Annotated in this window: 11 protein-coding genes; 9 read left to right on the top strand and 2 right to left on the bottom strand. The window is 58.0% G+C overall.

Annotated elements, in window-relative coordinates:
• Positions 1-75: 75 nt before the first annotated feature.
• A complete protein-coding gene (locus CEY05_RS16065; RefSeq protein WP_088599361.1) occupies positions 76-1,344 on the bottom strand; it encodes an O-antigen ligase in 1,269 nt (422 codons plus the stop codon).
• A gap of 184 nt (positions 1,345-1,528) precedes the next feature.
• Between CEY05_RS16065 and CEY05_RS16060 the strand changes: the two genes are divergently transcribed.
• Genes CEY05_RS16060 through rfbC form a run of 6 tightly spaced genes read left to right on the top strand, consistent with a single transcriptional unit; the run spans position 1,529 to position 7,029 of the window.
• Positions 1,529-2,644, top strand: coding sequence for a glycosyltransferase (locus CEY05_RS16060; RefSeq protein ID WP_088599360.1), 1,116 nt, complete (start codon positions 1,529-1,531; stop codon positions 2,642-2,644).
• Positions 2,635-3,606, top strand: a complete 972-nt coding sequence (locus tag CEY05_RS16055; protein WP_233161537.1) for a glycosyltransferase family 2 protein — start codon at positions 2,635-2,637, stop codon at positions 3,604-3,606. Before CEY05_RS16060 ends, CEY05_RS16055 begins: the two co-directional genes overlap by 10 nt.
• 2 nt (positions 3,607-3,608) lie before the next feature.
• Positions 3,609-4,679: a dTDP-glucose 4,6-dehydratase gene (gene rfbB / locus CEY05_RS16050; RefSeq protein ID WP_088599358.1), complete on the top strand. Its 1,071-nt coding sequence runs from the start codon at positions 3,609-3,611 to the stop codon at positions 4,677-4,679.
• Positions 4,676-5,575, top strand: coding sequence for a dTDP-4-dehydrorhamnose reductase (rfbD, locus tag CEY05_RS16045; protein WP_088599357.1), 900 nt, complete (start codon positions 4,676-4,678; stop codon positions 5,573-5,575). Before rfbB ends, rfbD begins: the two co-directional genes overlap by 4 nt.
• A gap of 3 nt (positions 5,576-5,578) precedes the next feature.
• The gene (gene rfbA, locus CEY05_RS16040) at positions 5,579-6,475 is read left to right on the top strand and encodes a glucose-1-phosphate thymidylyltransferase RfbA (RefSeq protein ID WP_088599356.1); all 897 of its coding nucleotides are present in this window, start codon (positions 5,579-5,581) and stop codon (positions 6,473-6,475) included.
• Positions 6,472-7,029 (top strand): dTDP-4-dehydrorhamnose 3,5-epimerase, encoded by a 558-nt coding sequence (gene rfbC, locus CEY05_RS16035; protein WP_088599355.1) that lies wholly within the window; start codon positions 6,472-6,474, stop codon positions 7,027-7,029. Before rfbA ends, rfbC begins: the two co-directional genes overlap by 4 nt.
• 54 nt (positions 7,030-7,083) lie before the next feature.
• Here rfbC and cysQ read toward each other — a convergent pair whose 3' ends face one another.
• Positions 7,084-7,866, bottom strand: a complete 783-nt coding sequence (gene cysQ, locus CEY05_RS16030) for a 3'(2'),5'-bisphosphate nucleotidase CysQ (protein WP_088599354.1) — start codon at positions 7,864-7,866, stop codon at positions 7,084-7,086.
• Between the two features lie 959 nt (positions 7,867-8,825).
• On the opposite strand from cysQ, the gene cysD reads away from it, so the two are divergent.
• The 3 genes from cysD to CEY05_RS16015 are packed head-to-tail and all read left to right on the top strand — an operon-like array spanning position 8,826 to position 12,939.
• A complete protein-coding gene (gene cysD / locus CEY05_RS31735; RefSeq protein ID WP_233161564.1) occupies positions 8,826-9,677 on the top strand; it encodes a sulfate adenylyltransferase subunit CysD in 852 nt (283 codons plus the stop codon).
• A complete protein-coding gene (gene cysN / locus CEY05_RS16020) occupies positions 9,677-11,566 on the top strand; it encodes a sulfate adenylyltransferase subunit CysN (protein ID WP_088599353.1) in 1,890 nt (629 codons plus the stop codon). The genes cysD and cysN overlap by 1 nt, the downstream gene beginning before the upstream one ends.
• Positions 11,567-11,577: 11 nt before the next feature.
• Complete coding sequence (locus tag CEY05_RS16015) at positions 11,578-12,939, top strand: FAD/NAD(P)-binding protein (protein ID WP_158219344.1); 1,362 nt, start codon at positions 11,578-11,580, stop codon at positions 12,937-12,939.
• The last annotated feature ends 4 nt before the right edge of the window (positions 12,940-12,943 follow it).

Genomic DNA, 12,943 nt, shown 5'->3' with positions numbered 1-12,943 from the left:
GACAGCTGTTGCGGTAATTGGCAGTTTAGTGCGGGGGAACCATTACGTTGCCCGCTTGGCTCGGATTGCCTGGCATCAATCCACGCGATGCCGGATCCCGGCAGCTTGTGACACGGCGAGCAACCAGGCAACGCTGACGGCATAGAACGAAACAGTGCGCATGCCCCGAAACATCAGTTCCGTCAGACCAAACACCGCAAAGCCCAGGCAAAACGCCAACCCCATCGCAGCCGCCGTTCTATATTCCTGCTCGATCCCTTCACAAGTCAGCCGTCTAAAAAAAATCCACGCGGGAGCGAAATAAGCGAGCATCAGTCCTATTCCTCCCAGAATTCCTGTAGTTGCCAAGGTATAAAGTGGATCGCTGTGCGCTTCGCCGAAATTTTGAGCGACATAGTGTGAGACACCACGGCCTTCTTCGGCCTTCAGACGGCCTGCGAACGGCTTCCCTCCGCCCACCCCAAATACCGGCGATTCGGCGAACATCCGCCAGGCCGTGCCCCAGAGTTGCAGGCGTATGCACATGGAGCTGTCCGTCAATGGCGCAATTTCGCATTTGCGCAGTTCATTGACGCCCATTTCGACTCGATGGCGCAAGGCCGAGCTACTCGCACCCACGCCTACTGCGATCGTTAGTGCAACAAAACAGATAGCGATGGCTTTGCGTCGACCGGCCTTGTGAGCGAAGAGTCCTACGCCAATCAGAATGAAGATCGGAACCGCCATCCACCCGGTGCGTGTCTGTGTCAGAACGAAGCCATAGAACGCTGCAATGGCCGTGATGACTTTCAGCACGGACTCGGTTCGTCGGTACTTGGTCAGACGCCAGCCCAGGGAAAACAGGGTGAGCACGCCAAACAGCAACAGCAGATTGCCGTAACCCACTGCGTTGTATTCCTCTGTTTCGGGGCGGCGCCCTGTTTCCCAAGCCAGCTTGGCCACCGTAGCGGTGGCGATCCAGCTGGCGGCACCGAATCCCAGGACGGGAAAGCGTAAGTGTCCAGCGTCCAGGCGGCGAAAGGCGGCCAGACAGACCAGAACGCCGAGCACCAGTCGCCCAGCTCGCTCGAATTCCGATCCTGACCCCGACGTGAAATGGTGTGTCGCCTGACTTGCAAGCACCGCCACCAGGGTCACAGCCAGGCAGATCGTCAACGTCCTGTAGCCCCGCAGACTACCGTCCGGCGGGGCGGACAGACAGGAAATCGCCGCCACGCTCAGCAGGAGAGTCACGTAGAACAACGCGCTGCCGCCCTGAGATGTCGCTACCAGCAATACAGGTAACAACCCGATGGATCCGATGAGCAAGATGGAAAAAAAGCAGTAGGGGCGGTTCGTGGTCATGAAACGGTGACATAACGCAAGTAAAGGTGGCAGGCAGCGCGCAAGGAATCGAAGTAAAATCGTCCAGCTATCTGGTGGGGTAATGATAGCTGATACCGGCTGACAGCCTTGGACGCGCCGGATCAGCCCTTTGGTTGACAGGCCCTCAAAAATTCTTCATAAGTAATAGGGCGGATATCCCCTCATGCTTTACGTGTCGATCGCTTTTATCGTGTCCGCGGTATTTACGCTGCTGACGCTGCGCTTCGGCCATTGGCACGCGAGGTACACATCGGATCACGATATGTCGGGCGTGCAGAAATACCACGTGCGTCCGGTACCGCGGGTCGGAGGCGTCTCGCTCATGATCGCCATGCTGGCAGTTTGCGTTGTGGCAGCGTGGCGCGAGCCTTTTCTTCTGAAACAGCTCTTATTGCTACTGGCCGCCGGCGTGCCCGCATTCCTGGGAGGATTGGCGGAAGACGTAACGAAGAAAGTACGTGCGATTGTGCGCTTGGTCCTGGCCATGGCCGCTGGCGCCCTTGGGTATTATTTTCTCGGGGCGGCCGTTGTCCGCCTGGACATAATCGGTATCGATTGGCTGCTGCAATTCACCGTAATTTCGTTTCTCCTTACGATGGTCGCGGTCGGCGGAGCCGCTAACGCCATCAATATCATCGATGGATACAACGGCTTGGCAGCTGTGGTATCCGTGATGATCCTCGCCGGCCTTGCATACGTCTCTTATTATCTAGGCGACCGCTTGTTGGTTGTGGCTTCGGTGGGCATGATAGGAGCCATAGGCGGATTTCTTATCTGGAATTACCCGCGAGGCCTTATTTTTCTCGGAGACGGCGGAGCTTATTTCATCGGTTTTTTTATCGGTGAACTTTCGGTTTTGATGCTCTACCGTCATCCTGATGTGTCTGCCTGGTTTCCGTTGCTTCTTTGTATATACCCTGTTTTCGAAACGCTTTTCTCGATTTACAGAAAGCGCTGGTTGCGGGGACGGTCACCCGGCATGCCGGATGGCGTGCACCTGCATATGCTGGTCTACAAACGTTTGGTGCGGTGGGCAATAGGGTCGACCGAGGCCAAGGACAAGGTGCAGCGCAATGCCATGACGTCGCCTTATCTATGGGTGCTGTCTTCGCTCGCCGTAATACCTGCGGTATGTTTTTGGCAGTATGAATATGTGTTGATGGGGTTCGCGGCGCTTTTCTCCATTATTTATCTTGGTCTTTATCGAACTTTGGTCCGCTTCGCATCGCCACGCTGGCTGATGGTGAAGAAGGAAGTGGACGAATCTGAATGCAAGTAATGTCTTTTGAGAGGTCCGAGCCCGTATCGCGCGATGGTGATATCCCCCATGTTGTCATACTGCTATGCGCCTACAACGGCGCACAGTATCTGGCAGAGCAGCTGAATTCGATCGAAAACCAGACGCATCAGGAATGGTCGGTGTGGGTCTCCGATGACGGGTCGACTGACGGGACGTGGGACATACTCGAACAGTATCGCCAACGCTGGGGGGCGGATCGCCTGTGCGTAGTGCCCGGCCCGGCGCGCGGATTTGCAGCGAACTTTCTCTCTCTGGTGTGTCGGGGGGGCATCGTCGGTGATTATTTTTCCTATGCTGATCAGGACGACATCTGGCAGCCCGATAAACTGGAGCGGGCCTTGCAGCGGCTTGAGGCCTACGGCAGGAAGGCCCCGACGTTATACTGCTCGCGCACACAACTGATCGACGAAAAAGGCCGGCCTCTGGGCTTATCGCCGTTGTTCAAGCGCTCACCCTGCTTTCGTAATGCCGTGGTGCAGAACATTGGGGGGGGCAACACCATGGTGTTCAATCAAGCTGCCCGGCAATTGTTGCTCTCTGCCGGACCGGACTTGAAGATCGTGGCGCATGACTGGTGGACCTATGTAGCGGTCAGCGCCGCGGATGGCGTCGTGGTGTATGACCCTCAACCCAGTTTGCTGTACAGGCAGCATGGTGGCAACCTGATTGGCTCCAATCTGGGATGGGGTGCGCGCTTGCAGCGGATACGGCTGCTCATGCGAGGGCAGTTGCGCGGCTGGATTGATGAAAACCTTGCAGGTATACGCAGGATATCGCCGCGTCTCTCCCCGACGAACCGGCAAGTGTTCGAGGACTTTCTGGCTGCTCGTGACGGCGGGCCACTACGCCGGATCCGGGGCTTGAGGAGGTCTGGTGTGTTTCGCCAGACATTTATGGGCAACGTCGGGCTTTTAGCCGCGGCGCTTTTCAAGAAGCTATAGTCATGACGATTCTGGTAACCGGCGGCGCCGGTTTTATTGGTGGCAACTTCGTGTTGGACTGGCTGGCCCAGTCCGACGAGCCCGTGGTCAACGTCGACAAGTTGACCTACGCCGGAAATATGGAGACGCTGAAGCGTGTCAAAGACAATCCGGCGCACATCTTCGTCAAGGCGGATATCGGTGATCGCACGATCATCCGCGAGTTGCTGCGTGAGCATCAGCCGCGTGCGGTGCTCAACTTCGCGGCTGAGTCGCACGTCGATCGCTCCATTGACGGCCCGGGCGAGTTTATCCAGACCAATATCGTCGGGACTTTCAATTTGCTCGAAAGCGTACGCGAGTATTGGACCGGTCTAGGCGAGGAGGCACGTGCGGCATTCCGGTTCCTGCACGTTTCCACCGACGAGGTGTACGGTACGCTGGAGGCTGACGATCCACCGTTCAACGAGACCAATCCGTACGAACCAAACAGCCCATATTCCGCGAGCAAGGCCGCCTCGGACCATCTGGTGCGGGCTTGGCATCACACTTACGGCCTGCCCGTTCTGACCACCAACTGCAGCAACAACTACGGCCCTTATCACTTTCCCGAAAAGCTGATCCCGCTGGTCATCCTGAATGCCCTTGCCGGCAAGCCTTTGCCGATTTATGGCGATGGCCAGCAGGTGCGGGATTGGCTCTATGTCAAAGATCACTGCTCTGCCATCAGGACCGTGCTGGCAGGTGGGAAGACAGGGGCGACCTACAACGTCGGCGGTTGGAATGAAAAGCCCAATCTGGAAGTGGTGAAAACCATTTGCAGCATTCTCGACGAATTCAAGCCGCGCGCGGATGGCTGTTCATACGCCGAGCAAATCACCTTCGTGAAGGACCGCCCCGGCCACGATCGCCGCTACGCCATCGATGCCCGCCGATTGGAGAAGGAATTGGGCTGGAAGCCCGCCGAGACGTTCGAGAGCGGTATTCGCAAGACCGTGGCCTGGTATCTGACGAATTCGAGCTGGACTGCCAACGTACAAAGCGGCGCGTATTTGCAGTGGGTCGAGAAAAATTACGCGGATAGAAACACGTGAAAATATTGTTGCTTGGTTGTAATGGTCAGGTTGGCTGGGAGCTGCAGCGAGCGCTTGCGCCGCTCGCTCAGGTAACGGCACTGGGCCGTACTGCCTCCGGTGATTTGCGCGGCGATCTCGCTGATACCGAAGGGCTTGCGCAGACCGTGCGCGCCCTTGCTCCCGACGTCATCGTAAATGCCGCGGCTTACACGGCGGTCGACAAGGCGGAGAGCGAAGTGAGTTTGGCGCAGGCCATCAACGCGGAGGCGCCGGGCGTCCTGGCGCGAGAAGCGGCGCGGTCTGGTGCGCTTCTCGTTCACTACTCGACCGATTATGTCTTTGATGGGTCGGGTAATACGCCCTGGCGCGAGGATGATCAGACCGGTCCCCTGAGCGTGTATGGCAGCAGCAAGCTGGCGGGTGAGCAGAAGATCGTGGCGTCTGGATGCCGTCATCTTATTTTCCGTACAAGCTGGGTATATGCCGCCCGCGGTGGCAATTTCGCCAAGACCATGTTGCGGCTGGCCGGCGAGCGAGATCGCTTGAGCGTCATCGACGATCAATTCGGGGCACCTACCGGTGCGGATTTGATTGCGGACGTCACGGCTCAAGCCATCGTTGCGCAGCGTGGGAATCCGTCCTTGGCAGGGATCTATCATTTGGCGGCTGCCGGTGTGACTTCCTGGCACGCTTATGCGCGCTTCGTCCTGCACACCGCCGGTGATCTTGGTATTACGCTGCGGGCGACTCCGGATGCGGTCGACGCGGTGCCGAGCACCGCCTATAAAACCGCTGCTCAGCGGCCGATGAATTCGCGTTTGGACACCCGCAAGCTCGCGCATGATTTCCAATTGCGCTTGCCTTTATGGGAAAACGGGGTCGCCCGCATGCTCGCGGAAGTTCTGGAGAAATAAGCCATGACACAACAAAAAAAACGTAAGGGCATCATCCTCGCCGGCGGCTCAGGTACTAGGCTGTATCCGGTGACGAAGGCGGTATCGAAGCAGTTGCTTCCGATATACGACAAACCAATGATCTACTACCCACTAGCTACGTTGATGCTGGCGGGTTTACGCGACATTCTCATCATCTCGACGCCACAGGACACGCCGCGGTTCCAACAATTGCTGGGCGACGGCAGCGATTGGGGCATCAATCTCCAATACGCTGTCCAGCCCAATCCGGATGGACTGGCGCAGGCCTTCATCATTGGCAAAGAATTCCTGGATGGCGCGCCGTCGGCGCTGGTTCTGGGCGATAACATTTTCTACGGCCATGATTTGCACGTGCAGCTCGACAATGCCATGAGCAGGGAGCAGGGCGCGACTGTCTTCGCTTATCATGTTCAGGATCCGGAGCGGTACGGTGTCGTGGATTTCGATGCATCGGGACGTGCGACCTCGCTTGAAGAAAAGCCACTCAAGCCAAAGTCGAGTTACGCGGTGACGGGCCTATATTTTTATGACTCGCAGATCATCGACATTGCGGCGTCGCTGAAGCCGTCGCCACGCGGAGAGCTTGAAATTACCGATGCCAATCGGGTCTACCTGGAGCGTGGCCAGTTGACCGTAGAGATGCTTGGCCGTGGTTTTGCCTGGCTGGATACGGGCACCCATGAAAGTCTGATCGAGGCCAGCAATTTCATCGAGACCATAGAGCATCGGCAGGGTCTGAAGGTTGCTTGCCCCGAGGAAATTGCCTATCGGCATGGTTTCATCGACGCGGCCCAACTCGAGAGGCTGGCAGTGCCCCTGGCCAAGAGCACCTATGGCCAATACCTGATGCGTCTATTGAAGAACGAGGTGCGTACGTGAATGTCGTAGCGACTGCTATCCCTGAAGTGCTGATCATCGAACCGCGTGTGTTTGGGGATGAGCGAGGTTTTTTCTTCGAGAGTTTCAATAGTCGGCAGTTCAACGAGGCTGTGGGGCGAGAAGTCGATTTCGTGCAGGACAACCATTCTCGCTCCGTGCGCGGCGTGCTGCGAGGCCTGCATTATCAGATGCAGCAGACGCAGGGCAAGCTGGTGCGTGTAGTGGCTGGAACGGTTTATGACGTCGCTGTCGACGTACGCAAGTCATCGCCGACGTTCGGCAAGGCCGTGGGAGTGGTTCTCAGCGCTGAAAACAAGACCATGTTCTGGGTGCCGGAGGGATTCGCACACGGGTTTCTGGTGCTGTCTGAATCGGCGGATTTCCTTTACAAGACGACGGACTACTACCTCCCGCAGGCTGAGCGGTCCATCTCCTGGAACGATCCCGATTTGGCAATTCCGTGGCCTTTGGAACAGTTGGAAGGCGCACCTGTGCAGTTGTCGGCCAAGGACCAGGAAGGCGTCAAGTTTCGCGACGCCGAAGTGTTCGCCTGACGGCAATCCGAAGATTGGATGGCGGCGCAGTGGACCGCCGCCCCCCAGCTTCTGCTAAGCAATTTCCCGACGCGTGGCGCGAGCATAGAAGTGCGGATTTTCATGGCCGCTCTTGCCGTAGGCCAGGGGCTGATGATCCAACGTCAGAACTTCCCCTCCCGCGGCCAGCAATACGGCGTGCCCGGCCGCCGTGTCCCACTCCATCGTGCGGCCGAGACGCGGATAAAGGTCCGCGCTTCCTTCCGCCACCATGCAGAACTTGAGTGAGGACCCTGCCGCCAAAAATTGCTTGACGCAATAATTGGCGAGGAACCCCTGCATTGCGGTCGGATCGTTGTGAGAGCGGCTGCCTACGACAGTGATTCCTTCTTCGGGACAGATGCGACATTGCAGCGGCCGCCTGTCGTCAAAGCGGCGCACGAACGCTCCGTGACCAAGGGCACCTGTATATAGCGTATCCAGTGCCGGGGCATGGACGGCTCCCAAGATCGGCTGGCCGCGGTGTATCAAGGCGGCATTGATCGTGAACTGGCCGTTGCGATCGATGAACTCGCGCGTGCCATCCAGCGGATCTACCAACCAGAACAATTCCCGCACGGATGCCGGCCCGGCTTCGTAGGATTCTTCCGCTATGACGGGGATGGCAGGAGTGAGCCGGCGTAGCCCCGCCAGCAGAATTTCCTCTGCACGTCGATCAGCCAGCGTTTGCGGGCTACCGTCTTCCTTCGTCACGATGTGGCAATCGGATTGCTCGTACACATCGAGCACTTGGCGACCAGCTTCCACCATCAGTTCAGTGAGCGTGGCTAAAAAAGCTGGAACGTCGATTTCAGTCATGACTTTAAAAGTTTTAAGAAATATCTGAATTTTAAACAGATGAATTTGACTATATAAGTCAGCTAATGTTTAAATCTCTTGTCACCGCAGGAGCTCATCGCATGACTGGAAAACACCTCGAAGTGCAGGAACTGAACCAGCGGCGTCGCGCCGCGGTACGCCTGCGCCTGCAAGGTCGCATGTTGCAGGAAATTCGCGCAACGACCGGTTTGTCGGCACCCACGATTATCGCCGCTCATAAAGCCTACGAACGCGGCGGATGGGAAAGTGTTGATGTGATGCGTCGAGGTCGAGCCGTGGGCTCGGGGCGGGCCCTTACGGAACAGGACGTCGATGGTTTGTTGGCAGTCATGTCGCAATCGATCCCGGCAGAGCACGGCTTGGGCGGGCTTGTCTGGCAGGCCAGCAGTCTGCATGGTCTGCTGGAACTGCGCCTGAAGCGATCGCTCAGTCCTCGAACGGTGGATCGTTATCTGGCTCGCTGGTCCTGGCCTGATCCGCAGGAGGCCTTCCGGCAGGACTGGGGCCATCATGCCCGGCAATGGCTGGAAACGGAATATTTGAGGCTGTCCGAACGCAGGCGTGCGGACAGTGGGGAAATTTATTGGGTTACGCGGTGGAGCGCCGATACAGGGGAACTGTTTATCGCACGTAACCGGCGGGGAGCCGTTTTTTGGGGGAGCGCCGCGGATGCCTCCTCCAACATAAATGCCTGGAATGAGTTTGCGGCGCGCCTGCAGCGTACCGTTGCCCAGAAAATTTGGCTGATATTGCCGCCCGGAGAAAGCATGGAAGGACTACAGAACAGCCACCGCATCGAGTGGGTAATACCGAAGTCCGGCACGCAGTCGGTATCCGAAGCGCCGCGGACCGATACTTCGGTGCCACGAACATTACGCTCCGGCCTGGTGGGTTCCCTCACGCATCTGGACCGCCTCGAAGCCGAGAGCATACACATTATGCGCGAGGTGATGGCGGAGGCCGAGAATCCCGTCATGCTGTACTCGATAGGCAAGGATTCGTCGGTAATGCTCCACCTGGCGCTCAAGGCGTTTTATCCCGCGCCCCTGCCGTTCCCATTGCTGCATGTCGATACGCGCTGGAAATTCAGGGAGATGTACAAATTCCGCGATCAACGCGCCAAGGATATAGGGGCCAGGCTGATTACCCACATCAACCCTGATGGCGTGGCTCAGGACGTCAATCCTTTTACGCATGGGTCGGCTGTCCACACCGACATCATGAAAACCCAGGGCCTGAAGCAGGCCCTGGATAAGTACGGGTTCGACGCCGCCTTCGGGGGAGCACGCCGTGATGAGGAAAAGGCGCGGGCCAAGGAGCGGATCTTTTCGTTCCGTTCGGCCGGGCATCGTTGGGATCCTAAAAATCAGCGCCCGGAACTTTGGCGCCTCTACAACGGGCGCAAACGCCCCGGTGAAACCTTGCGGGTCTTCCCCTTATCAAATTGGACCGAGCTGGATATCTGGCTTTATATCCATCGGGAAAACATTCCCATCGTGCCGCTGTATTTTGCTGCGCAACGCCCCGTGGTCGAACGTGACGGCATGCTGTTCATGGTGGACGACGAGCGCATGCCGTTGCGAGACGGCGAGCAACCGCAGATGCGCCAGGTTCGGTTCCGCACGCTGGGCTGCTATCCACTGACGGCCGCCGTTGAGTCCAACGCTACGACATTGACGGACATCATTGAGGAAATGTTGGTTGCGACGACCTCGGAGAGGCAGGGCCGGGTTATCGATTTCGATGGTGCGGGATCCATGGAGAAAAAAAAGCAGGAGGGCTATTTCTGATGCGCTACGATCCTGGTTCCGACATCGCGCAATATCTGGAGGCGCATGCACGCAAGACGTTGCTGCGCTTTATCACCTGTGGCAGTGTGGACGACGGCAAGAGTACGCTGATCGGTCGCCTGCTTTATGAAGCCAAGCAGCTGTTCGACGATCAGTTGACCGCGCTCGCCAGCGAGTCGCGCAAGTACGGCACCCAGAACGGCGAACTGGATTTCGCCCTTTTGGTCGACGGCCTTGCAGCAGAGCGCGAGCAGGGCATCACCATCGATGTCGCCTATCGTTTTTTCTCCACTGAAAAACGCGAATTTATCGTCGCCGATACGCCCGGACACGAACAATACACGCGCAATATGGTTACGGGTGCGTCCACCGCGGATGCTGCTGTCATTCTGGTCGACGCTCGTTCGGGCTTGCTCACACAGACTCGCCGGCACAGCTTTCTCGTAGCGCTGCTGGGCATAAAAAATGTCGCGTTGGCGGTCAACAAGATGGACTTGGTCGACTACGACGAAGCGGTGTTCCGCAAGATCGAAGAAGACTATCGCAATTTCGCCAAGGAAGTGGGCCTGGAGTCCGTTACCGCGATTCCGGTTTCCGCACTGTGCGGCGACAACATCATGGAGCCCAGCGTCAGGATGCCGTGGCATGCGGGGCCGACGCTGATCGACTATCTGGAGAATGTGCCAGTTCAACAGCAGGCCGACGCGGGCGACTTCCGCATGCCTGTGCAGTGGGTCAATCGTCCCAATCAAGACTTCAGGGGCTATGCGGGAACCGTGGTGGCGGGGCGTATCGCGGCGGGTGACACAGTCCGCATCCTGCCCTCAGGGCGGGAAGCGTCCGTCGCGCACATAGTTGGCTATGAATGTGATCTGGAATATGCGGACGCCAATCAGGCGATCACTCTAGTGCTGGACCGCGAGTTGGATGTTTCGCGGGGTGACGTCATAGTGAAAGCCGACGCGCCGGCCGAAGTGGCGGACCAGTTCGAATCGCATGTGGTCTGGATGGCGGACGCGCCCATGTTGCCTGGGCGGCAATACCTGATGAAACTCGGCACCCAGACGGTCAACGCCAGCATCACTGACATCAAGTACCAGGTGAACGTCAATTCCTTGGAGCGGCTTGCCGCCAAGACCGTGCCGTTGAATGGCATTGCCGTTTGCAACGTCCAGACCGATCGACCGGTGGTTTTCGACCCTTACGCCGTGAATCGCGATATGGGCGGATTCATCCTGATCGACCGAGTCTCCTATGCCACAGTAGGTGCCGGGATGCTGCACTTCGCGCTACGGCGCGCCAGCAATATCCATGTCCAGCATATCGATATCGGCAAGCGTGAGCGCGCGGCCAGCAAAGGCCAGGCGCCAGGCGTTGTGTGGCTTACGGGACTCTCCGGCTCGGGAAAGTCGACCATTGCCAATCGCTTGGAGCAGCAGTTGCATGCGCAAGGTTTCCACACCTACATCCTGGACGGTGACAATGTCCGGCACGGGCTGAACAAGGACCTGGGTTTTACCGATGCTGATCGTGTCGAGAACATCCGGCGCGTCGCGGAAGTTGCCAAGCTTATGGTCGATGCCGGGCTTATCGTCATCACTGCTTTCATCTCTCCATTCCGCGAAGAACGGCAAATGGCGCGCGACCTCTTCGCGCCAGACGAATTCATGGAAGTCTATGTCGATACCCCTTTGGAAGTAGCCGAACAGCGGGATCCCAAGGGGCTGTACAAAAAAGCCCGAGCGGGAAAATTGAAGAACTTCACAGGCATCGATTCCCCGTACGAAGCTCCGCAGGCTCCAACACTGCATTTACGGACAGCAGAGCAGTCCGTCGATGAGATGGTGGGTGAGATCATGCGTGTGCTGAGTGTGCGCTCGCGAAGTTAAGGATGTCGGCGATGGACGAAGTTCAAGAGACCGGCAAGCCACGCCGGATTGCCATCATCGGTGCCGGCTTCTGCGGATCGCTGACGGCCGTACAGTTATTGCGGCAGGCAAGGGAGCCGATAGAGATTGTCCTGTTCGAACGTGAAGGTGGGCGTCTGGGCAAAGGCCTGGCATATGGAACCACCGACGACTGCCACCTGCTGAATGTGCCGGCGGGGAAGATGAGTGCTCTTCCAGATGAGCCTGATCATTTCATTGACTGGGTCAGGCGCCAGGGGGGGCTGCCCAACGCCGAACCGCAGGCGTTCCTGCAGCGGCGTCTCTACGGTACGTATATACGAAGTTTGCTGCTCGATAGCGTGGCGGCCTGCCAGGGCACTCACCAGATAACCGTGATCGAGGATGAAGTGATCGATATCGCGTCTGGCCCGCGCGACCTGACGCTTCACTGCCGGTCGGGAGCACGTTATACCGCCGCGCAAGCGGTGCTTGCCCTGGGCAATTTCCCGCCCGGTGATCCTCCCGAAACCGCGGGTCATCGTGGCTATCATCCGAACCCCTGGCGCGAGCATGCCCTACCGTCCTTGTTGCAGAGCCGGTCGTGCCTGATGATCGGTTCCGGACTGACCATGCTGGATCTGGTCATGAGCATGCACGAGCGGCGTTATCAAGGCGTCATCCACGTAGTGTCGCGCCGTGGCCTGATGCCGCAGGCGCATCGGCCCGCCAGCATCGTCGCCGACATCGCGGCGGTGCAAACTGGCGCGGGGCCTCGGGAACTCACTCGCGTGATCAGGGGGCTGGTGAAGGATTATGGTGGCGATTGGCGCGCAGTGATCGATGCTATGCGTCCCCATAATCCTGATATCTGGCAAAGTTGGTCCTTGCCCGACCGTCTACGATTCATCAGGCACGTCCGGCCCTATTGGGAGAATCGTCGTCATCGCAGCGCGACGACCTTGATTGCCCGCTTTGAAGCCCTCGTCAGCGACGGACGAGTGCAAATGCATCAGGGCCGCGTTGGCACTATCCGCGAAGAGGGTGAGGAACTGCTGGTAAGTCTGAAGTCACGTGGTGAGACGCGAGAAATACAAGTTGAAAGCGTCGCCAATTGCACGGGCGCGGAATGCAACTTCCGTAAGCTCGGCAGTGAGCTAGTCCAGAATTTGCTCACTCGAGGAATGACTGCATGTGATCCCGTAGGGTTTGGTATCACCGTTGCTAGCTACGGTGCATTGCGCGATAACGAGGGGCATCTCTCAGATCGACTTTTTACCCTCGGTCCGCCGATGAAGGGGACGCTGTGGGAAACAACCGCTGTCCCCGAATTGCGTCAGCAAGCGGCGGCCATTGCCACCCGTCTCCTGGCTTGATAGA

Source organism: Achromobacter sp. HZ34 (assembly GCF_002209485.1).
Classification (GTDB): Bacteria; Pseudomonadota; Gammaproteobacteria; order Burkholderiales; family Burkholderiaceae_B; genus Bordetella_C.
The sequence above is the reverse complement of the archived record's forward strand: the minus strand, read 5'-3'. Positions and strand labels throughout refer to the sequence as shown.

Excerpts from the sequence above, each read along its gene's own strand:
- cysQ (WP_088599354.1), bottom strand. The coding sequence starts at position 7,866 with ATGACTGAAATCGACGTTCCAGCTTTTTTAGCCACGCTCACTGAACTG.
- cysN (WP_088599353.1), top strand. The coding sequence starts at position 9,677 with ATGCGCTACGATCCTGGTTCCGACATCGCGCAATATCTGGAGGCGCAT.
- CEY05_RS16055 (WP_233161537.1), top strand. The coding sequence starts at position 2,635 with ATGCAAGTAATGTCTTTTGAGAGGTCCGAGCCCGTATCGCGCGATGGT.
- rfbA (WP_088599356.1), top strand. The coding sequence starts at position 5,579 with ATGACACAACAAAAAAAACGTAAGGGCATCATCCTCGCCGGCGGCTCA.
- cysD (WP_233161564.1), top strand. The coding sequence starts at position 8,826 with ATGCGCGAGGTGATGGCGGAGGCCGAGAATCCCGTCATGCTGTACTCG.
- CEY05_RS16060 (WP_088599360.1), top strand. The coding sequence starts at position 1,529 with ATGCTTTACGTGTCGATCGCTTTTATCGTGTCCGCGGTATTTACGCTG.
- rfbB (WP_088599358.1), top strand. The coding sequence starts at position 3,609 with ATGACGATTCTGGTAACCGGCGGCGCCGGTTTTATTGGTGGCAACTTC.
- CEY05_RS16065 (WP_088599361.1), bottom strand. The coding sequence starts at position 1,344 with ATGACCACGAACCGCCCCTACTGCTTTTTTTCCATCTTGCTCATCGGA.
- CEY05_RS16015 (WP_158219344.1), top strand. The coding sequence starts at position 11,578 with ATGGACGAAGTTCAAGAGACCGGCAAGCCACGCCGGATTGCCATCATC.